We start from the raw sequence: 20,428 nt of genomic DNA on the forward strand, positions 1-20,428 counted from the left end.
AATGAATACCTCAAGACAACATAACTTTAATACAGCTGGCATATCTAAGTCTGCCTTGTTTGTGTTTTTCTTGATCTGCTTTCTTTTTACCACATCATCTCAAGCTCAAGATGATGTACGTGCCACAATAGATTCTACAAGCATTCTTATAGGGCAACAAATTAATTACAAGATTGAAGTTCTTGCAAATGATGGTGAGGCGGTAGTTTTTCCAGAGGGTCAAACTTTTAACCCTCTTGAGGTTATAGAAAGTTATAAAATTGACACCGCAAGCTCAACTTCTGCAAGAGTAAAGCTTATAAAGAGATATGGTTTAACACAGTTTGATAGTGGTCGCTATGTCATCCCAAAGCAAAAAATAATCATAGGGACTAAAACTGTAGAGACAGATACTTTTCTAGTAGAAGTAAACAATGTTGTACTAGACACTGTAAACCAAGGCCTTTATGACATTAAACCTATTATAGAGTTACCTAGAGACTATAGCAAGTGGTGGAAGTACCTGTTATGGATCATCCCAGTACTTATTGCCATTGCCTTATTTTTATGGTTCTTACTACGTCGTCATAAAAAACAAAAAGAGGCAGAAAAATATGTGCCTCCTTTTGAGCAAGCTATTGCAACACTCAACGCACTAGATCAAGAAGATTATATCGCTCAAGCAAAATATAAAGAGTACTACACTGTACTTACAGATGCCATACGTCGCTACTATGATGAGAAGGTTTATGATCGTGCTATGGAGAGCACAACAGATGAGCTCATTGCCCGTCTTGAGATGGAGCGAGACAGTGGTCACATTGACTTCAGCAGGGAGACTATTGTAAAGCTTAAAGATATTTTTAAACGTGCAGACCTTATAAAATTTGCACGTGTAAATCCGCCAGAGGGTAAGGCGCAAGCAGACCGTCTTAGTGTAGAAGAAATAGTAAAAGAAACTAAAGAAGCACTCCCACCTCCTACTGTAGAAGAACTTATGAAGCAGGAGGATTATAGAGAAGCGCTTTCGCGAAAGCGTAAAAGAAAACTATGGCTTACCGCAATAGGTGGTGTTCTGGCCATCTTACTTGTAGCAACCACCGTAGGTATAGTTGTTAAGGGGTATAGTGAGGTTAAAGATTTTGTTTTCGGAAATATGACCCGTGAGCTTGCCGAAGGTACTTGGATTACCAGTGAGTATGGAGCGCCATCTATGATTGTGAGTACACCAAAGGTTCTTACAAGACAAGAAGTGGTATTACCACCAGAGGCGCAAGGGCAAATGGAGGCAACCTCATTTGCGTGGTCTACAGTACCGGCAAATGTTTCTATACTCGTATTTCAATTCAAATTTCCAGAAAACGCCGAAGTGAAAGTAGAGCAGCTCATTGCAAATCAACTTGCGACGTTCGAGCAAAATGGCTTCTCTGCAGATGTTGTGAAGAATGAAAAGTTCAAAACCCCTAATGGTGCTGAAGGTCTCAAAACCTTTGGAAAAGGAACACAAATTATAGACGAAGAAAAGGAAATGATGGACTCTGGTGAGTATGCATTTTTAACTTTTCAGTCAGAAAGTGTGATCCAGCAATTATTTATAAGCTGGCACGATGAAGATCCTTATGGTAAACAAATCGCAGAGCGCGTGATGCAAAGTGTAGAACTGCAAGCAAAAGAAGAAGAGAAGTAATGCTAAGCAATTTTGAATTTTCAAATCCTGAATTTTTCTGGTTGTTTCTTGCACTGCCAGTGGCAATCGCTTGGTACTTATGGAAACGTAAGAAGCAAACGCCTGCGGTAAAAATATCTAGCATTAAAGGTTTTAAAACGAGCACTAGCATTTTACCTAAACTCAGACCGCTTCTATTTATTTTGAGACTAGCGGCTCTTAGTCTTATAATAGTGGCACTCGCTAGACCGCGTAATGTAGAGGTATCTACTAAGACTAAAACCACAAAAGGTATAGATATCGTAATCGCGATAGACGTATCTGCCAGTATGCTGGCAAAGGATTTACGTCCTAATAGACTGGAAGCACTTAAAAAAGTAGCCTCAAGTTTTATAAATGGCCGTCCTAACGATCGTATAGGACTAGTAGAGTATGCAGGTGAGAGTTTTACAAAAACACCTATCACGAGTGATAAGAGTATTGTACTAAGTGCACTTAAAGGCATACAGTACAACAGCATTATAGAAGGAGGAACTGCTATAGGTATGGGGCTAGCAACGGGTGTAAACCGCATTAAAGACAGCAAAGCATTAAGCAAGGTTATCATATTAATGACAGATGGTGAGAATAATGCGGGACAGATTGACCCGCGTATCGCAGCAGAGCTCGCTCAAGAGTTTGGCATCAAAGTATACACCATCGGGATGGGTACAAATGGTACGGCACTATCACCTTATGCTCGTAACCCTAACGGCACCTTTGTATATGAAAATATACAAGTTACTATAGATGAAGAGCTGCTAGAAGAAATCGCCGAAACCACAGGAGGTCAATATTTTAGAGCGACTAACAACAAGAAACTTCAAGAAATCTATGACGAGATAGATAAACTTGAACGTACCGATGTAGAAGAGTTTAAGTATACAAATTATGAAGAAAAGTACAGGCCTCTAGTTTTACTAGCAGGATTGTTACTTATGATTGAGTTATTATTAAAGTATACTGTTTTTAAGAGTTTTGTATAAATAATATATGCTTTTGTAAAAGGCACCTATGTATCTATTAGAAGAAAAAATATGGTTTTGGTTACTGCTCGCTATACCTGCGGTAATACTCTTATATATGGGAGTATTAATCTGGCAGCGCAGTGCTCAAAAGAAATTTGCAAGTTCAAATCTTCTTAAAAAATTAAGCCCAGACAGGTCTTATTTTAAGCCAGGTCTTAAGGTCCTTACGATCTGTATTGCCATTGCATTTTTAGTTGTAGGTCTTGTTAACCCAAAAATGGGAACTAAACTTGAGACCGTAAAGCGCGAGGGAGTAGATGTGGTGTTTGCCATAGATGTTTCAAAATCTATGCTAGCAGAAGATATTGCGCCTAATAGAATTGAAAAATCAAAACAACTAGTTACTCAAATCATCAATAGTCTGGGTAGCGATCGTATAGGGATTATAGCCTATGCAGGAAGTGCATACCCACAACTACCTATCACGACAGATTACAGCAGCGCAAAGCTATTTTTAAGCCAGATGAATACAGATATGCTCTCTAGCCAGGGTACGGCCATAGGAGAAGCTATAGAACTTGCAAAAACCTATTATAATGATGAGGAGCAAACTAATCGTGTGCTGTTTATCATATCAGATGGTGAGGATCACGTGGGAGAAGCATCGAGCCTAGCCGAGCAAGCAAATAAAGAAGGTATACGCATTTTTACCATAGGCGTAGGTAAAACCGAAGGTGGCCCCATACCTCTCAAGCGCAATGGCATTGTACAATCTTATAAGAAAGATCAAAACGGAGAGACCGTAATCACACGTCTAGACGAGGCTACTCTTAAGGCTATTGCAGAGCAGGCTAATGGCGAGTATATAGACGGTAACAGCACTGCCACAGTGGTAGAAACGGTACAGAATTTGCTCAATGGTATGGACAAAAAAGAATTTGAAGCCAAGCAGTTTGCAGATTTTAAAGATCAGTTTCAATGGTTTTTAGGCGCAGGATTACTGTTCTTATTTTTAGATATATTTCTATTAGACCGTAAGACTAATTGGCTCAAAAAGTTAAACCTTTTTAATGATAACTAAGCAATGAAAAAGTTACTTACACTGGCGCTCGCCACACTAGCTTTTACTGCCATAGCTCAAGAAAAAGCAAAAGAAGGAAAGACACTTGAAAATCCGCTGGCGGGTGAAGCTAGAGAGTATATTCTAGAAGGTACCGAAGCAATGATAAACCAAGAAGGTGGCGTTGTAGATTTTGACGCTTTCGCGAAAGCGGAGTCAAATCTAAGAGCAGCTATCTCGCTCACACCAGAGAGTGTACCTGCAAAATATAATGCAGGTAACAACTATTACAAAAACAAAAAGTGGGAAGAAAGCACAAGCGCGCTAGCAAGAGCAGCCGCTGTAGCACAAACTAAAAAAGAAAAGCACAAAGCATATCACAACCTAGGTAATGCACTCTTTCAACAAGAGCAATGGGATGGCGCTGTAGAAGCCTATAAAAATGCCCTACGCGCAGATCCTACAGACGAAGAAACACGCTATAATTTACAACTTGCCAAAAAAGAAAAGGAAAACAACGGCGGTGGTGGTAGCGATAATGACGACCAAGAAAACCAAGACGAAAACCAGGACAAAGACGAAAATAAAAAAGACGACAAAGGAGAAGGAGATAAAAAAGAAGGAGAAGACGGCGACAAGGAAGAAACAGACGATAAGGGCAAAGAAAAAGAAGACGAGGGAGAGCAGAAAGAAGATGATAAAGGAGACCCTAAAGACAAAGACAAAAAGCAAGATGGTGGCGAGGGTGAAGAAGATAAAAAACAACCACCACCGCAACCTAAGCAAGGGCAATTATCTCCTCAACAAGTGCAGAGTTTACTAAAGGCGATGCAAGACCAAGAGAAAAAAACCCAAGAAAAGATAAATGCACAGAAGGTAAAAGGTGCAAAAGTAAAAACGGAGAAAGACTGGTAATGAAGATGAAATCAAACATAGTTTACCTGTTTCTACTCATAGGGACAGTTTTATTTGCGCAAGACGTTCAGTTCAATGCAAAGTTGAGCAAGAATAGACTAGGTGTAAATGAGCGTTTACGTGTAGATTTTATAATGAACCAAGATGGAGATAATTTTAGAGCTCCTAGTTTTGAAGGTTTTAGTGTGGTAGGTGGTCCTAGCCAGACTACAAGCAGGCAGTGGGTAAATGGTAAGAGTAGTTTTTCAAAAACATATTCTTATGTATTATCACCCACTAAGCGTGGTAACCTTGAGATAGGCCAGGCAGAAATAACAGTAGGGGGTCAAGTTTATAAATCACCACCAGTACCAGTTACGGTTACTGCCGCTGTAGAGGTCCCAAAGGACCCAAATGACCCTACGTATCTGGCAAAAGAAAAAGTACATCTCGTGGCAGAGGTTTCAAAAAATAGCCCTTATCTCAATGAAGCATTTACTATTGTTTACAAGCTTTATGTCTCAAAAGAGACAAGTGTAAATAACTGGCGTGAGCTTGACTCACCAAAGTTTGCAGACTTCTGGAGTCAAAGCGCAGACGAGAAGCAGTTTAAAATTTATGAAGGCAAGTATAAAGGAGAAGATTATCGCTACGTTATCTTAAGACGTACTGTGCTCTACCCTCAAAAAACAGGAAAGCTAGAAATAGAACCTTTAAGTCTAAGTGTTGCCGTAAGTGTCCCTACTAATCGCCGTGACATCTTTGGACGTATACTCAGTAAAAGTGCAAATATTACAGTAAGCGCTCCTATAAGAACGGTAGATGTAAAACCATTACCAGATGCCGGTAAACCAGATTACTTTTCTGGTGCTGTAGGTGAGTTTGACTTTAAAGTCACCTCAACTAAGGATACACTAGATGCTGGAGAGGCTTTTCAGCTCAAGTTACAAGTACAAGGAAGAGGGAATCTCAAACTTTTTGAGTTACCTAAACCTAACTTACCAAGTACACTAGAAGTATATGAGCCAGAAAATAGCGATAAAATACGTACTAATCTTGCCGGTATGAGCGGCCTTAAGGAAGATACATATACAGTTGTACCACAGTTTAAGGGCAGTTACCCCATACCACCACTTTCATTTACGTACTTTAACCCTAAGACCAAGTCTTATGAACGTATCACCTCACAAGAGCGTGTGATTACAGTAGAAAATGGACCTACAGACACTGCAAGTGCAATATCTGACACTAATGATACAAAGCAGCAGCAAGTCGTTGCTTCAAATAATCAATTTCAGTACATAAAGACAACAACAAACCTTAAACCAGTAACGCAAGAAAAGTTCTTTAAGAGCACACTATTTTGGATGCTTAGTCTACTTCCATTTTTATTGATTCCTATAGCCATACTTGTGCGCAAAAGGAAGGAGTCTTATGCAAATGATGTCACGGGTAATAGAATACGCAAGGCAGATAAGCTTGCTAGAAAATTTCTCGCTACTGCAAAGAAAAACCTAGGTAGTCAAAAAGAGTTTTACATCGCAATGGAGCGTGCATTACACAACTACCTCAAAGCAAAACTTAATATCACAACCAGTGAAATGTCTAAAGATCGCATCACAAGATTACTAAAAGAACGTGATGTAGATCAAAACACCACAATAGAGTTTATAAGCCTTCTAGAAAGTTGCGAGTTTGCTAGATATACCCCAGCCAGTAGTGTGGCAATGCAGCAAGATTATGATAAAGCCGTGAGAGTTATAAGTGCCATAGATAAACAATTATAAGATGAGAGACCTGATTACATACATCGCGGTAACTGTACTTATGCTTGCAGTTACACCTGTTATAGCTCAAACTCCAGAGCAATATTTTGAAACTGCAAATGCACACTATGCAGAGGGCAGGTATCAAGAAGCTATAGATGATTATAAAAAGATATTAGACCGTAATCAAGAAAGCGCTGCCGTATACTATAACCTTGCAAATGCCCATTTTAAACTAAATAATGTAGCGCCTAGCATTTACTATTACGAGAAAGCAAAGCAACTTGCTCCAGCAGATAGTGACATAAAAAACAATGCTTCATTTGCAGATAAGATGAAGATAGATGCCATAACACCATTACCAGAAAACACACTTCAAAAATGGTTTAACAGCATTCTTAATATTATGACTACAGACGGCTGGGCATATGCTACAGTGGCATTTGTATTCTTATTTGTAATACTATTTATAAGCTACTACTTTTCTGTAGCCTCTGGTAAAAAACGTTTATTTTTTGTGAGTTCGGTGACAAGTTTACTTCTTGCCCTCTTATCACTTGTGTTTGCTTATAACGCTTTCGCGAAAATTTCTAAAGACAACCCAGCTATTGTATTTGCTGCAACGTCTGAAGTAAAGAGCGAGCCAAACTTAAAAAGTACACAAGCTTTTATACTACACGAAGGAACTAAGGTGATGATTCTTGAAACAGTAGATAACTGGAACAAGATAAAACTAGCAGATGGTAAAACTGGCTGGATTCCTACGACAGATGTAAGAGCGTTGTAGTTATTTGTTCTACTTTTGTTATTCTAGGTATTATAAGTAACTTATAGCAAGTCTACTTATATTCTATTTATTTTTTTAAAACAAAGCACATTATCACAATTATTGCTAGTTTTATTACTAATTAAAAAAACAACCATTGTTTAAGGCAATCTCTTTATATGCACTCGCCTTTATGATGTCCTTCTCTATAATAGGACCATCATTTATAGCACTCTTTGAATCAGACAGCTCTATTGAGATTGTTCAAGATATCGAAGAGGAACAAAGTGAGTCTAAAAAAGAGCTAGAAGAATATGAGAAGTTCCTTACAGACGATCTCAGTTTTTCTATTATACGTACAGATGATCCTGTACTCGCTTTTTATTGCTACCTAGACAGTTCTTATGGCCACATTAAAGATGTGAGCTCTCCCCCACCAGATTACGTATAAAGATTACTTCAGCTTTTGAGTACTTTGTGTAAATACTACCCATTACTCTTTTCGCGAAAGCGTTATTACATTTTAAAATCATCGCCTTGTCCAACTATGGAGGGGTCTTATCTTATTAATTATGTTCAAATATTTAAAAAACGACTTACCCGCTAGTGTCGTTGTATTTTTTGTTGCTTTACCATTATGTCTTGGTATTGCACTTGCCAGTGGCGCACCACTATTTTCTGGTCTTATAGCCGGTATTATAGGAGGTATTGTAGTAGGAGCCTTGAGTGGCTCTCAAATAGGTGTTAGTGGTCCTGCAGCAGGACTGGCTGCCATTGTACTTACTGCTATTGGCGCTCTAGGAGGTTATGAAAACTTCTTGGTAGCCGTAGTATTAGGAGGTGTGATACAGCTTGTTTTTGGATTCTTAAAAGCAGGGATTATTGGCTATTACTTTCCATCTTCTGTGATTAAGGGAATGCTTACGGGTATAGGTATCATTATTATTTTTAAGCAAATTCCTCACTTTTTTGGGTATGATGCAGATCCTGAGGGAGACTTTGCTTTCTCGCAAATGGATGGAGAAAACACCTTGTCTGAACTAGGAAACATCGCAGGCTCTATAAGTATAGGAGCTACACTTATAGGAGTTATTGCACTCGCTATTCTTATTTTGTGGAGCAACGTGCTTTCTAAAAAAGGAAAGTTTTTTCAGCTAGTACAAGGACCTCTTGTTGCTGTAGCCGTTGGTATCATCTATTATGTAAGCACAATGGGAACAGATTATGCCATTAGTGCAGAGCACTTAGTGAGTGTACCTGTACCAGATAGTGTAGACAGCTTTATAGGGCAATTTGCTTTTCCGAACTTTGGCGCAATTACAAACCCAGCTATATGGGTAACAGCATTTACTATAGCACTTGTTGCGAGTCTTGAGACACTTCTATGTGTAGAAGCAACAGATAAACTAGATCCAGAAAAAAGAGTAACACCTACTAATAGAGAGTTACTTGCTCAAGGTACAGGTAACATTTTATCTGGTATGATAGGAGGACTACCAGTGACACAAGTAATCGTAAGATCATCTGCAAACATACAGTCTGGTGGTAAGACAAAGATGTCTGCCATCATACACGGTTTCTTATTATTAATCTCTGTGATTCTAATCCCTACCTTACTTAACAAAATACCACTTTCTGTACTTGCGGCTATATTACTTATTGTAGGGTATAAACTTGCAAAACCAGCTACTTTTAAAGCAATGTGGAAAGCAGGATGGAAACAGTTTGTACCATTTATTGTAACGGTAGTAGGTATCTTCTTTATTGATCTTTTATGGGGTATAGGCCTTGGTCTTGCCGTAGGTATCGTAGTGGTGCTTTACAAGAGTTACAAAAACTCGCACTTCTTAAACAAAGAAGATATAAGTAACGGTTCTCAAAAGATGAAAATGACCCTTGCCGAGGAGGTTACCTTCTTTAACAAAGGAGCCATATTAAAGGAGCTTGACAACCTTCCAGAAAACTCTTACCTTGAACTAGATGTACGTAAAACGAGATTCTTAGATAACGATATTATAGAAATACTAGAAGATTTTGCTCTTAAAGCAAAGAGCCGAAACATAAATATCAAGCTTATCTCAGAACGTGGTATCGTAGAGAACCCACCTAGTTATATTGAGTTTTTTAAACTAAGACCTAAAACAGCCTAACAAAATATTAATGATCACATTTTTGTGATATACAACACACTATTATGAAAACATTTAATAAAGCTATACAAGACGCTACAACACCTCAAGGTGCATTAGATATTTTAAAAGAAGGAAATAAAAGATTTGTTGCCGCAAAAGCAGCAGATAGAAACTTACTAGATCAAGTAAAAGATACTACTGGTGGACAATGGCCACACTCTGTAGTACTAAGCTGTATCGACTCTCGCGTACCTGCAGAGCTTGTTTTTGATCAAGGTATAGGTGATATCTTTAGCGCACGTGTAGCAGGTAACATCGTAAACGAAGATGTACTAGGTAGTATTGAGTATGGATGTAAAGTTGCTGGGTCAAAACTCGTAGTCGTATTAGGTCATACTATGTGTGGTGCAGTAAAAGGCGCTTGTGACGATGTACAACTAGGTAACATCACCGCATTATTATCAAAAATACGTCCAGCTGTACACGCAGTAGAGGAGCCTAAGGATGCTGCAGACCGCACTAGTGCAAATAAGACATTTGTAAACGATGTGGTTACAAAAAATGTACACTTAACGATAGAAAAGATGCGCGCAGATAGCCCACTTCTTACCGAAATGGAAAATGACGGTGACATCAAGATAGTAGGAGGCGTTTATGACATCTCAAATGGTGAAGTAACATTTGTATAGTAAAACCGCTTTCGCGAAAGCGTAACTCACAACAGTATACGCTTCATACAAACTAAAATGTTAAATTAGTAGGGTGGTTCCGTTAAGAAGCCACCCTATTTTTATGCAAAGAATTAACTTTCTATTTTGACACCAACCTAACCACTATGAAAAACTTCTTTAAACACCTTAAAGGCGATGCCTTTGGAGGAATTACAGCAGGTATTGTAGCCTTACCACTAGCACTTGCCTTTGGTGTGTCTTCTGGACTTGGACCCAGTGCCGGATTATATGGTGCTATTTTTATAGCATTTTTTGCTGCACTTTTTGGAGGAACTCCTACTCAAATCTCGGGACCAACAGCTCCTATGACCGCAGTGAGTATGGTAGTTATCGCAGGTATTATTGCTACTTTTGATGGCGATGTAGATAAGGCATTACCAGCCATACTTACCGTATTTTTACTTGCAGGTCTCTTCCAGATTGTACTGGGAGTAATGGGCATAGGTAAATACATAAAATACATCCCCTACCCTGTTGTATCTGGATTTATGACCGCTATAGGTGTGATGATTCTTATCACGCAACTTTTACCAGCTGTGGGGTATTATCCTAATCAAGATGAAAGTTATGTAGATAGTTTTAAACCACAGGCGCAAGAAATTGTGCTCGATAAGATTTTACAAGACGAAGCAGGTGAAGGTCTTCTGGTTTTAGAAAACTTTGAGGAAACCATACGCAGAGCAAAACTTACAGACGATACCGACATTTACAAGGAGGCCGTAACTCTTGCAAAAGCATCTTCTTCTGGGGTGGTAGGTACTTTTAAAGTAATGGGACGCGCCTTGCAAAACATAAACTGGATAGAGCTTGCCCTTGCGCTTGCCACGATTTTTATTATTTACGGCTTTAAACGCATAACAACCGTTGTACCTAGTACGCTTGTCGCTCTGCTCGTAGTGTCTGGAGTAGCATATGTTGCTCCTTTTGAATACCGAGCAATTCAAGAAATCCCAAGTGGGTTTCCCGTACCTAAGCTTTCTATCATTACAGATTTTAAGTTTAGCATCATATCTCCATATATACTCACGGCACTGTCGCTTTCGTTTCTTGGAGCAATAGATTCGCTGCTTACCTCTGTTGTGGCAGATAATATGACTAAGACTAGACATAAGCCTAACAAAGAACTTATAGGCCAAGGTATAGGTAACACCATTGCTTCGTTCTTTGGCGGAATTCCTGGAGCAGGGGCAACCATAAGAACGGTAGTAAATATTAACTCTGGTGGTAAAACCAAATTATCAGGAATGATTGCTGGTGTATTACTCCTTTTTATACTCCTAGCCCTAGGCCCTATCGCTTCACAAATACCGGCTGCAGTACTTGCAGGTATACTCATTACCGTAGGTATAGGAGTGATGGATTACAAAGGTCTTAAAGCTATCCCTAACCTTCCTAAGGATTTAAAGATGGGACCTATTAAACTAAGTTCTGAGGTAATTATAATGCTTGTGGTACTTGTGCTATCTGTAGTGTGGGACCTAGTGGCTGCAGTAGGAATTGGCCTTGTGTTATCGTGTCTTATGTTTATGAAGAAGATGGGTGATTTCACCGCTAGACAGTCTAAAGTTTTTGACCTACGCGCCGCCGAAAAGAATAAAGTATTATGGAGTGACGAACTTATTTTTCCAGATCATCTCAAGGAGGAGGTATTTATAAAGCACCTTCGTGGGCCGTTATTTTTTGGGTATACGAGTGAATTTTCGGCACTTACTAAGCAAATTCCTGCAACGGCATCAGATGTTATCTTGCGTATGGGGCGCGTACCATATGTAGATCAGTCTGGTGTATATGCGATAGAAGACACGATTCTCCAACTTAACCAAGGCGGAATTAATGTGCATATTGTAGGCTTAAGAAAACAGCCTAAGTATATGCTAGAACGTATTAAAATCATCCCTGAGTTAATACCAGAAACAGAGGTTTATGAGACTTTTGAAGAGTGCATCAATTCTCTTAACACGCAGGTAAAAGACAGATATTAAATATGTGGTGTAAGGTGTAATTACGCTTTCGCGAAAGCGTAACTATCAACATTATTAAATACTAGAAGAGTCGTCTGTTTCAGTCGGCTCTTTTTCTTTATCCGGGTTATAGATATCCTCATCTTTGGCAGTTTTTATAATTGCCGGAAGTAATGCAGGAGCAAGTGGCTGTACGATAGGGTATAAAATAGACTCTTCTTTATTATCATCACCTATGAGACTTATCTGGCGGTCTGCTGCATCAATAAACATAAGAACCACACTTAGTAAAAAGGCAAATTTTATAACCGCAAATGCAGCGCCTAGCAGTTTGTTTACAATACCTAGCATTGCAAAATTTGCCACTTTAGTAAGCAGTTTTCCTGCGAGCGAAACAACCAAAACAATAATTACAAATGTTATTGCAAATGAGGTAAGCTTTATAATTTGCTCTCCCCACGCCGTTTTCTCAACAAGCCAGTCTGCCACATAGTATGAAAAATGTATGGCTCCATAAATACCTGCAATAAGACCTACCAGTGAGGCAAGTTCTACAAAAAAGCCTTTACGTATCCCTTGTACTAAACCTAGAATCAAAATGATCCCAAAAACGATGTCTATTGTGTTCATATGGCTAAGATAAGTTTTTTACAGATTAATGAATTTTGATATTGTGCAAGTAGCTCACCTACGCATTGTATCTTTGTTATTTTACACTTGATGGACGTCTTAACTTGTAAGACCCATCATTATTTTCTTAATAAAATAGGATCACAACTGCGGGACTAAACTCCCGATGATGCACATTTATGGCAAGAGACGAGCAACTTAAAGAGAGATATGAAGCGGTAGTACAAAAACTAGCCGACCGCTTTGCAGAGGGAGATACGGGAGCGATGGATCTAGACAGCATTATATATCTCATAGGTATACAAGAGCTAGGACAACTAGATAAAACCTTTAAGAAGGATGAAAAGATGAACTTGATGCATATAGCCATATGCCGTTTACTAGAACCTTTTGGGTACTACCAGTACGATTATGATGATCCAGATGGGTGGCCACATTACAAAGTACTAGAAGCCTTACCACCACTTAAAGCTGGTGAGCAACAAATACTTATGAAGGATGCCATCGTGCAGTACTTTTTAGAAAAAGGACTTATTTCTTAAATCTTACTAATAGCAAACTTAGATTTTGTGGGTGTTTATTTTCGCACGTTCTTTTTAAGGCTACACCCCAATTTTATTCTTAAATTTGCGCTTTCCTTTTAGAGGGTAAAATCATCCATTATGTTAGATAAAATCAAAGAACACATTGAAAAAGTAAAGGCCTTTAATGCCCAAACTTTAGAAGAGGTAGAGGCGTTCAGAATTAAGTATTCTGGAAAGAAAGGGCTTGTTAATGATTTTATGGCAGATTTTCGCAATGTGCCTAATGAGATGAAGCGCGAGTATGGACAGGTAATTAACACCCTTAAAGCAAGTGCTCTTGAAAAAGTAAACGAGCTTAAAGAAAAGCTAGAAGGCGCCGAAGAAGAAACAGCTACCGGAGATTTATCACGTCCAGGTGAACCTATTGAAATAGGAGCACGTCACCCTATCTCTATTGTAAAAAATCAAATTATTGATATTTTTTCTCGCATAGGATTCAACGTTTCTGAAGGTCCAGAAATAGAAGATGACTGGCATAACTTTACTGCCTTAAATCTTCCTGAATACCACCCAGCGCGTGATATGCAAGATACCTTCTTTATACAAACAGATCCAGACGTATTATTACGCACGCATACCTCATCTGTACAGGTGAGATATATGGAAAATAACAAACCACCTATACGTACAATCTCTCCAGGTCGTGTATACCGTAACGAGGCTATAAGTGGTCGTTCACACTGTTTCTTTCACCAGGTAGAAGGACTATACATTGATAAAGACGTATCATTTGCAGATCTTAAACAAACACTGCAGTACTTCACTACAGAGATGTTTGGAAAAAGTAAAATACGCTTACGTCCATCATACTTCCCATTTACAGAGCCTAGTGCAGAGGTAGACGTATACTGGGGTCTTGAGACAGAGACAGATTACAAAATGACAAAAGGAACCGGATGGCTTGAGATTATGGGCTGTGGTATGGTAGATCCTAATGTACTTGAAAACTGTGGTATTGACTCAAAAGAGTACAGTGGATTTGCGTTTGGTATGGGTATAGATCGTATTGCACTATTATTACACCAGATCTCAGATATTAGAATGCTTAGTGAGAACGATGCACGTTTCTTAGAGCAGTTTAAATCTGCTTTTTAAAGTCATACTATCCCCTCGAGCGCAGTCGTGGGAAACATCATTTCTTTATTAAATAGGTCTTTACTGCGCTTGACCAGACTACAGCTATGCGCAAAGACATTATCATACCAGAAGTAAAGGACGTTTATATCGCTGCTGTGCAAGAAATGCACGAGGAGTTTAAAACGCTAGACTGGAATGCATATATCATAAACGATGGCCTAGCACCACTCGAGATGGTACTTCTTACCGTACAAGGCTATAATGATAAGCAAATGACCACGCACACGCGTCACACCATAAAGGTGCTGCCAGCAAAGGGGTTTGCAAAGATTGAATTTATGCAAGAAGATATCTTTAAGTTAGACAACTTCTACTCGGTTACTTATTTTCTAGATAACAAGATGTATGAGAAGCGCTTTGAGTTTCCTGCACATACCATAAAAGCAGAAAGCGCCGTAGCGCTTCCTGTAATGGATAAAGATGGTGTACTAGCAGTGTAACTTATTACGCTTTCGCGAAAGCGTAACACTACAACTTAATTAAGTTTCTCTGTAAGTTTTTTAAATACCTTCTTAGGGTCTTTTCCTTTATAGAGAATACAATGCACGGCTTCAATAATAGGAATTTTGGCTTGTTTTTCGCGAGACTCATTAAGTTCTAAAGCACTTTTTGCTGCATAATAGCCTTCGGCTATCATAGACATTTCCATCTGTGCGCTTTTTACCGTGTAGCCCTTCCCTATCATATTACCGAACATTCTGTTACGGCTAAAGACAGAATATCCCGTCACCAATAAATCTCCTAAATAAGCAGAGCCATTAATGTCACGCTTCATCTTATGAGCACGTTTTACATAGCGTTTTATCTCACGTATGGCATTACTCATTAATAAAGCCTGAAAGTTATCTCCGTAGCCTAAACCGTGTGCAATACCAGCCGCGATGGCATAAATATTTTTGAGCGTAGCAGCATACTCAATCCCGATAATGTCATCACTAGTGGTACATTTTATATAATCACTAGATAGGTTTTTTGCCACCAGCTTTGCATTTTCTTTATCTGCACAAGCTATTGTAAGATATGATAGACGCTCAAGTGCTACCTCCTCTGCGTGACAAGGTCCAGCAATAACGCCTATATTCTCAAAAGGTATGTTATATACATTATGAAAGTGATCACCCACCAGCTTACCACTCTCTGGCATTATTCCTTTTATAGCAGAAATAATGAGTTTATTTTCTAAAGAAGCTGTGAGCTTTGCTAGCTCACCGCCTATAAAAGCAGATGGCACTGCAAAGATGACTACATCTGCATAAGCAACAATCTCGTTTATGTCATTACTTAACTTAAGTTGTTCTGGCTTAAACTCTACAGAGCTTAGGTAACTTGGGTTATGCTCTTCGCGTTTAATGTGCTCAAGTGCATAGTTACTGCGCATATACCATCCTACAGTCTCTAGGTTTTCACATAGCATTTTTACAATAGCGGTTGCCCAGCTACCTCCTCCTATAACTCCAAATGTGGGTTTACTCATCATCTGTATTTTATGTCTTAATTGTGCTAGTTACTTTTTCATCACGTTACCTACCTTTTCTGGTAGTACCTCGTAGCCCATATTATATAATGTGAACCCAAAGATATCTGCATACTGCTCAATAGTTTTTGCTACTGGAGTACCAGCACCGTGACCGGCGTCTGTCTCAATACGTATAAGTACTGGAGCATCTCCTGCTTGCTTTTCTTGAAGCTCTGCCGCAAACTTAAATGAGTGAGCAGGTACTACACGATCATCGTGATCTCCCGTAGTAACCATTGTTGCTGGGTATGACGTTCCCGCTTTTACATTATGTACTGGAGAATACCCTTTAAGGTATTCAAACATTTCTTTACTATCCTCTGCAGTACCATAATCATATGCCCATCCTGCACCTGCTGTAAAGGTGTGGTAACGTAACATATCCATTACGCCTACTGCTGGTAATGCTACTTGCATAAGATCTGGACGTTGTGTCATTGTTGCTCCTACAAGTAAACCTCCGTTAGAACCACCGCGTATTGCTAAGTACTTTTTTGAGGTGTATTTGTTATCAATAAGATACTCTGCGGCTGCAATAAAATCATCAAAAACATTTTGCTTTTGCATCTTAGTTCCTGCATCGTGCCATTTTTTACCATACTCACCACCACCTCTTAAGTTAGGCACTGCATACACTCCACCTTGCTCCATCCACACAGCATTTGCAATGCTAAAGCTAGGTGTAAGACTTACATTAAAACCTCCGTAAGCATATAAAATAGTAGGGTTCTTACCATTGAGCTCAGTTCCCTTTTTATATGTGATAATCATAGGCACCTTGGTACCATCTTTTGAGTTATAAAACACCTGCTTGCTCTCGTAAGCTTCTGGGTCAAAATCTATATCTGGCTTGATAAATAATTCTGAGGTACCAGATGCGATGTCGTATTTATATATGCTCCCTGGCGTTTTATAGTTTGAAAAACTATAGTACAGTTCTTTTTCATCTTTTTCTGCGCCAAAACCTCCTACGCTTCCTACTCCTGGTAATTCTACATCGCGCACTAGCTTACCGCTGTAGTCATACTGTTTTACCTTTGAAACTGCATCTACCATATAACGTGCAAAAAATGATCCTCCGCCAGTACTTGGGCTCAATACATTTTCTGTTTCTGGTATAAAATCTACCCAATTTTCCGGTGTAGGGTTAGATGCATCTACCGTTACAACACGCATATTAGGCGCATCAAGATTAGTTGCTATAAAAAGCTTGCTCCCTACGTTTTCCATCACATAGCTATCAGAATCTTCGTGACCAAGTATGGTTACAAAGTCACTGCCTGGCTTAGTAAGGTCTTTCATAAATAACTTTCCTCCAGAGGTAGAGTTACGAGCGCTCACAAGCAAATAGCGATTATCCTTTGTCACACTTCCACCTACATATCTATGTTTCTCTGCAGCTGTCCCGCCAAAGATGAGTTTATCTGTAGACTGTGCTGTACCTAATTTATGATAGTATAATTTATGCTGATCTGTTTTTGCCGATAGTTCGCTGCCCTTAGGCTTATCATAACTAGAGTAATAAAAACCTTCATTTTTATACCAAGACATTCCTGAGAATTTTACATCTACTAGGGTATCTTCTACAATTTCTTTTTTCTCTGTATTCATTACTAGAATCTTGCGCCAGTCACTTCCTCCTTCAGAAATAGCATAAGCAAGAATAGATCCATCCTCAGAGAAGCTAGCTCCTCCTAAGGAAATAGTACCATCTTCGGCAAAGGTGTTTGGATCTAGAAATACCGTAGCTGTACTAGGATTTTCACCTGTTTTGTAGCGGTAAATTACATATTGATTTTGGAGTCCGTCGTTTTTATAGAAGTACGTATAATCACCTTCTTTAAAAGGTGAACCTACTTTCTCATAGTTCCATAAAGTAGCGAGTCTATCTTTAAGCTCTGCTCTAAAAGGAATATTCTTGAGGTAGTCTTGCGTAGTGTTGTTTTCACGCTTTACCCAGTCCATTGTTTCCTCACTGCGATCGTCTTCTAGCCAGCGATAAGGATCTTGCACTTCTGTGCCAAAATAGGTATCTACCGTATCTACTTTTTTTGTTTCAGTATAAGTTACAGCCATCGATGTTGATTGTTTTTCGGCGTCTTGATTACAGCTTATTATTGCGGTTGTAGCCAGTGCAAATAGAACTAGTTTTTTCATAACGTGTGGGTGTTTGAATGGAGATTCAAGATACGAGTTATTACGCTTTCGCGAAAGCATAAAAAAACCCACTCAAATAAGTGGGTATAAATATGTTATGGTGCGCACTACCTACACTAAATCTTTGTAATAAGACCAGTTGCGATAAATGAAGTAACCATTAAGGATGGCAACTAGTAAAGCTGGCACAATATTAGGCGGATCAAGCACTGCGTGAAAGAGCACAATATTTACCGAAATAGGTATAAGTGCTAGTAATGCCGCAGGAAATGCTTTTTTAGTAATAAATAGTACTCCAATAATCGCTTCAAGCCCTCCTACAAGTGGCCACATATAACCACTATCTGTAAATGCCTGAAAAAGATTTGCTGCGCCTATGTTATCACCAAATTCAAAATCTGGCATAAACCAGAAAAATTTATTCAGACCAAAGGCAAGTAACATAAGCCCTAGGCCTATTCTTATAATTGTGTGTGCTAATTTCATTATGGTTGGTTTTATTGTTCCTAACCTTAGACGAAGTGAGCAGCACTTAATTACAACACCTACTCTTTACCGTCTAGCAGCTCTTGAAATTTGATCTTATACCTAGAGAGATGCAAACCATCTATAAGACCGTGGTGTACGTATAAGGCAACAGGCATTGTGTAAACGCCTGGCTCTTTTTGAGTAATCTGGCCGTAAGAAATTTTTGGAACACTATCTTTTGCTTTAAAGAGTCTTGAATGTGTGATTGCTGTAAAATCCATCCAGGGTATGGCAGAGCAATGCATCACATCATCTGTATTAATAGGCGGAAAAAGCTCATCTGACTCCTTCACGCGCTCCACCTCACGCTCTACAGATTTTGTAAAAACCGTCATATCTGTATCGTAAGGAATATAACTAAACCCAAACGTCTCATTGTCTCTCATAAGCGTAGCGCTAGCGCTTATAGTTTCTAGCAACACCACCTCTCCATTAGGTCTAATGCGGTATCTAAAGTTTTCTATAGCCATAGCCGCCTCAAGAGATTTATGCAGGTAGTACACAAAAAGTGAGATACCCTGCTCTTTTGCTCGCTGCTTTGCAAGTGTCATATCTACTTGCCAGGTAATCCCAAAGTAAGGCTCTTCAAATTGTGAGAAAAACTCAAAATGCTTCTTACGTTTCCAAGTAGTGATGTCTATTTTTTTCAATGCTTGAGGTATTTATCACAAATATAAAAAGTCCCTCGCGATGAGGGACTTTTTATACACTAAGATATGTTAAAGCTGGATTTACACTAATCCGTTTGCTACTAGGTACTCACCTATTTGCACTGCATTTGTTGCTGCTCCCTTACGAAGGTTATCAGACACAATCCACATATTAACCGTATTCTCTTGTGAGTAATCACGACGTATACGACCTACAAAAACATCATTTTTACCCTCTGCATAAATAGGCATAGGATACGTATTTGTATCTGGATTGTCTTGTACAGTTACTCCAGAAGTTTCATTAAGAACCTTACGAATGTCCTTCTCTTCAAAAGGCGCACGCAGCTCTACATTTACAGACTCACTATGTCCGCCTACTACTGGTATACGTACTGCTGTAGCTGTAACAGCTATAGAGCGATCATCTAGTATTTTTTGAGTTTCGTTTACCAGTTTAAGTTCTTCCTTTGTATATCCATTTTCTTCAAAAACATCACAAGCTGGTATGGCGTTGCGGTGTATAGGGTATGGGTATGCCATCTCACCTTTTTCACCCGCATATTCATTTTCTAGTTGCTCTACTGCTTTTACTCCCGTACCAGTAATAGATTGATAAGTAGATATGACTAATCTCTTAATACCGTACTCTCTATGTAAAGGAGACATTGCTAGCACCATCTGTATGGTAGAGCAATTAGGGTTTGCAATAATTTTATCTTCCTTAGTAAGCGAGGTTGCGTTTATTTCTGGTACTACAAGTTTCTTTGTAGGGTCCATTCTCCAGGCAGAGCTGTTATCTATTACTGTTGTGCCTACCTCTGCAAACTTAGGTGCAAACTCCTTTGAGGTGTTTCCTCCAGCAGAGAAGATTGCTATTTGCGGCTTTGCTGCAATAGCATCTTCCATAGAGTGAATCGTGTACTCCTTGTCTTTATAAGTAACCTTTTTACCTACAGAGCGCTCTGAGGCTACAGGTATTAACTCTGTAATTGGGAAATCACGTTCTGCAAGAACTTTTAACATCACTTGGCCTACCATCCCGGTGGCTCCTACTACCGCTACTTTCATAGTATCGTTTTAAAGAGGTTTGTAAACATTTTATTCGCTTTCGCGAAAACTATTATAAAACGCCAAAGTTAGCACCGAAGCTCCATTAATAAGTCGTTAAAACTGTAAAAGTTAGTTACATATATAACAATCTGTTAAAGTTTGTTCACAACCTATAAAAAAACCACCTTGCTAGATAAACAAGGTGGTTTAA

19 protein-coding genes are annotated in these 20,428 nt (G+C 39.0%); 13 read left to right on the forward strand and 6 right to left on the reverse strand.

Translation table 11 applies throughout. The features are described from left to right. The first annotated feature begins 1 nt into the window (after nt 1). The 10 genes from ACFO5T_RS01270 (at nt 2) to ACFO5T_RS01315 (ending at nt 11,983) form a co-directional block, all read left to right on the forward strand. A complete protein-coding gene (locus ACFO5T_RS01270) occupies nt 2–1,666 on the forward strand; it encodes a hypothetical protein (protein ID WP_380031386.1) in 1,665 nt (554 codons plus the stop codon). Next, nucleotides 1,666–2,670: a vWA domain-containing protein gene (locus ACFO5T_RS01275; protein WP_298350062.1), complete on the forward strand. Its 1,005-nt coding sequence runs from the start codon at nt 1,666–1,668 to the stop codon at nt 2,668–2,670. Before ACFO5T_RS01270 ends, ACFO5T_RS01275 begins: the two co-directional genes overlap by 1 nt. A gap of 28 nt (nt 2,671–2,698) precedes the next feature. Beyond that, nucleotides 2,699–3,733, forward strand: coding sequence for a vWA domain-containing protein (locus ACFO5T_RS01280; protein WP_380031388.1), 1,035 nt, complete (start codon nt 2,699–2,701; stop codon nt 3,731–3,733). A gap of 3 nt (nt 3,734–3,736) precedes the next feature. Further along, complete coding sequence (locus tag ACFO5T_RS01285; protein WP_380031390.1) at nt 3,737–4,627, forward strand: tetratricopeptide repeat protein; 891 nt, start codon at nt 3,737–3,739, stop codon at nt 4,625–4,627. Further along, on the forward strand, nt 4,627–6,393 hold the full coding sequence (locus tag ACFO5T_RS01290; RefSeq protein WP_380031392.1) for a BatD family protein: 1,767 nt from the start codon (nt 4,627–4,629) through the stop codon (nt 6,391–6,393). Before ACFO5T_RS01285 ends, ACFO5T_RS01290 begins: the two co-directional genes overlap by 1 nt. A 1-nt stretch (nt 6,394) precedes the next feature. Continuing rightward, the gene (locus ACFO5T_RS01295) at nt 6,395–7,159 is read left to right on the forward strand and encodes a tetratricopeptide repeat protein (protein WP_380031394.1); all 765 of its coding nucleotides are present in this window, start codon (nt 6,395–6,397) and stop codon (nt 7,157–7,159) included. A gap of 136 nt (nt 7,160–7,295) precedes the next feature. Continuing rightward, nucleotides 7,296–7,589 (forward strand): hypothetical protein, encoded by a 294-nt coding sequence (locus tag ACFO5T_RS01300; RefSeq protein ID WP_038598449.1) that lies wholly within the window; start codon nt 7,296–7,298, stop codon nt 7,587–7,589. A 121-nt stretch (nt 7,590–7,710) separates the two neighbouring features. After that, nucleotides 7,711–9,288 carry a SulP family inorganic anion transporter gene (locus ACFO5T_RS01305; protein ID WP_380031396.1) on the forward strand — a complete coding sequence of 526 codons (1,578 nt, stop codon included), beginning with the start codon at nt 7,711–7,713 and terminating at the stop codon, nt 9,286–9,288. A 44-nt stretch (nt 9,289–9,332) separates the two neighbouring features. Next, nucleotides 9,333–9,959: a carbonic anhydrase family protein gene (locus ACFO5T_RS01310; protein ID WP_298350048.1), complete on the forward strand. Its 627-nt coding sequence runs from the start codon at nt 9,333–9,335 to the stop codon at nt 9,957–9,959. Between the two features lie 146 nt (nt 9,960–10,105). After that, nucleotides 10,106–11,983 (forward strand): SulP family inorganic anion transporter, encoded by a 1,878-nt coding sequence (locus tag ACFO5T_RS01315; protein WP_380031398.1) that lies wholly within the window; start codon nt 10,106–10,108, stop codon nt 11,981–11,983. Between the two features lie 54 nt (nt 11,984–12,037). Here ACFO5T_RS01315 and ACFO5T_RS01320 read toward each other — a convergent pair whose 3' ends face one another. After that, on the reverse strand, nt 12,038–12,592 hold the full coding sequence (locus tag ACFO5T_RS01320) for a CvpA family protein (RefSeq protein WP_035326543.1): 555 nt from the start codon (nt 12,590–12,592) through the stop codon (nt 12,038–12,040). Nucleotides 12,593–12,771: 179 nt separating this feature from the next. On the opposite strand from ACFO5T_RS01320, the gene ACFO5T_RS01325 reads away from it, so the two are divergent. The 3 genes from ACFO5T_RS01325 to ACFO5T_RS01335 all read left to right on the forward strand — a co-directional run bounded on the left by ACFO5T_RS01325 (nt 12,772) and on the right by ACFO5T_RS01335 (nt 14,753). Then, a complete protein-coding gene (locus tag ACFO5T_RS01325; RefSeq protein WP_035335302.1) occupies nt 12,772–13,134 on the forward strand; it encodes a hypothetical protein in 363 nt (120 codons plus the stop codon). Nucleotides 13,135–13,254: 120 nt separating this feature from the next. Continuing rightward, on the forward strand, nt 13,255–14,271 hold the full coding sequence (gene pheS, locus ACFO5T_RS01330) for a phenylalanine--tRNA ligase subunit alpha (protein WP_035326534.1): 1,017 nt from the start codon (nt 13,255–13,257) through the stop codon (nt 14,269–14,271). Between the two features lie 86 nt (nt 14,272–14,357). Next, the gene (locus tag ACFO5T_RS01335) at nt 14,358–14,753 is read left to right on the forward strand and encodes a hypothetical protein (protein ID WP_035335296.1); all 396 of its coding nucleotides are present in this window, start codon (nt 14,358–14,360) and stop codon (nt 14,751–14,753) included. Nucleotides 14,754–14,788: 35 nt separating this feature from the next. On the opposite strand, the gene ACFO5T_RS01340 is transcribed toward ACFO5T_RS01335, so the two are convergent. From ACFO5T_RS01340 to ACFO5T_RS01360, 5 genes are all read right to left on the reverse strand, one after another. Continuing rightward, nucleotides 14,789–15,787: an NAD(P)H-dependent glycerol-3-phosphate dehydrogenase gene (locus tag ACFO5T_RS01340; protein WP_152023918.1), complete on the reverse strand. Its 999-nt coding sequence runs from the start codon at nt 15,785–15,787 to the stop codon at nt 14,789–14,791. A 30-nt stretch (nt 15,788–15,817) separates the two neighbouring features. After that, complete coding sequence (locus ACFO5T_RS01345; RefSeq protein WP_380031402.1) at nt 15,818–17,986, reverse strand: prolyl oligopeptidase family serine peptidase; 2,169 nt, start codon at nt 17,984–17,986, stop codon at nt 15,818–15,820. Between the two features lie 111 nt (nt 17,987–18,097). Further along, on the reverse strand, nt 18,098–18,472 hold the full coding sequence (locus ACFO5T_RS01350) for a DoxX family membrane protein (protein WP_380031404.1): 375 nt from the start codon (nt 18,470–18,472) through the stop codon (nt 18,098–18,100). A 59-nt stretch (nt 18,473–18,531) separates the two neighbouring features. Next, a complete protein-coding gene (locus ACFO5T_RS01355) occupies nt 18,532–19,164 on the reverse strand; it encodes a CatA-like O-acetyltransferase (protein ID WP_380031406.1) in 633 nt (210 codons plus the stop codon). A gap of 81 nt (nt 19,165–19,245) precedes the next feature. Next, nucleotides 19,246–20,235, reverse strand: a complete 990-nt coding sequence (locus tag ACFO5T_RS01360) for an aspartate-semialdehyde dehydrogenase (protein WP_035335284.1) — start codon at nt 20,233–20,235, stop codon at nt 19,246–19,248. Nucleotides 20,236–20,428 lie beyond the last annotated feature (193 nt).

The organism is Dokdonia genika (assembly GCF_042652845.1).
GTDB classification, from domain to species: domain Bacteria; phylum Bacteroidota; class Bacteroidia; order Flavobacteriales; family Flavobacteriaceae; genus Dokdonia; species Dokdonia donghaensis.

What these genes read in the sequence shown, in the direction of transcription:
- ACFO5T_RS01345 (WP_380031402.1), bottom strand. Translation starts at nt 17,986, where the DNA reads ATGAAAAAACTAGTTCTATTTGCACTGGCTACAACCGCAATAATAAGC.
- ACFO5T_RS01305 (WP_380031396.1), top strand. Translation starts at nt 7,711, where the DNA reads ATGTTCAAATATTTAAAAAACGACTTACCCGCTAGTGTCGTTGTATTT.
- ACFO5T_RS01325 (WP_035335302.1), top strand. Translation starts at nt 12,772, where the DNA reads ATGGCAAGAGACGAGCAACTTAAAGAGAGATATGAAGCGGTAGTACAA.
- ACFO5T_RS01310 (WP_298350048.1), top strand. Translation starts at nt 9,333, where the DNA reads ATGAAAACATTTAATAAAGCTATACAAGACGCTACAACACCTCAAGGT.
- ACFO5T_RS01295 (WP_380031394.1), top strand. Translation starts at nt 6,395, where the DNA reads ATGAGAGACCTGATTACATACATCGCGGTAACTGTACTTATGCTTGCA.
- ACFO5T_RS01315 (WP_380031398.1), top strand. Translation starts at nt 10,106, where the DNA reads ATGAAAAACTTCTTTAAACACCTTAAAGGCGATGCCTTTGGAGGAATT.
- ACFO5T_RS01340 (WP_152023918.1), bottom strand. Translation starts at nt 15,787, where the DNA reads ATGAGTAAACCCACATTTGGAGTTATAGGAGGAGGTAGCTGGGCAACC.
- pheS (WP_035326534.1), top strand. Translation starts at nt 13,255, where the DNA reads ATGTTAGATAAAATCAAAGAACACATTGAAAAAGTAAAGGCCTTTAAT.
- ACFO5T_RS01360 (WP_035335284.1), bottom strand. Translation starts at nt 20,235, where the DNA reads ATGAAAGTAGCGGTAGTAGGAGCCACCGGGATGGTAGGCCAAGTGATG.
- ACFO5T_RS01350 (WP_380031404.1), bottom strand. Translation starts at nt 18,472, where the DNA reads ATGAAATTAGCACACACAATTATAAGAATAGGCCTAGGGCTTATGTTA.
- ACFO5T_RS01285 (WP_380031390.1), top strand. Translation starts at nt 3,737, where the DNA reads ATGAAAAAGTTACTTACACTGGCGCTCGCCACACTAGCTTTTACTGCC.
- ACFO5T_RS01320 (WP_035326543.1), bottom strand. Translation starts at nt 12,592, where the DNA reads ATGAACACAATAGACATCGTTTTTGGGATCATTTTGATTCTAGGTTTA.
- ACFO5T_RS01275 (WP_298350062.1), top strand. Translation starts at nt 1,666, where the DNA reads ATGCTAAGCAATTTTGAATTTTCAAATCCTGAATTTTTCTGGTTGTTT.
- ACFO5T_RS01270 (WP_380031386.1), top strand. Translation starts at nt 2, where the DNA reads ATGAATACCTCAAGACAACATAACTTTAATACAGCTGGCATATCTAAG.
- ACFO5T_RS01290 (WP_380031392.1), top strand. Translation starts at nt 4,627, where the DNA reads ATGAAGATGAAATCAAACATAGTTTACCTGTTTCTACTCATAGGGACA.
- ACFO5T_RS01280 (WP_380031388.1), top strand. Translation starts at nt 2,699, where the DNA reads ATGTATCTATTAGAAGAAAAAATATGGTTTTGGTTACTGCTCGCTATA.
- ACFO5T_RS01335 (WP_035335296.1), top strand. Translation starts at nt 14,358, where the DNA reads ATGCGCAAAGACATTATCATACCAGAAGTAAAGGACGTTTATATCGCT.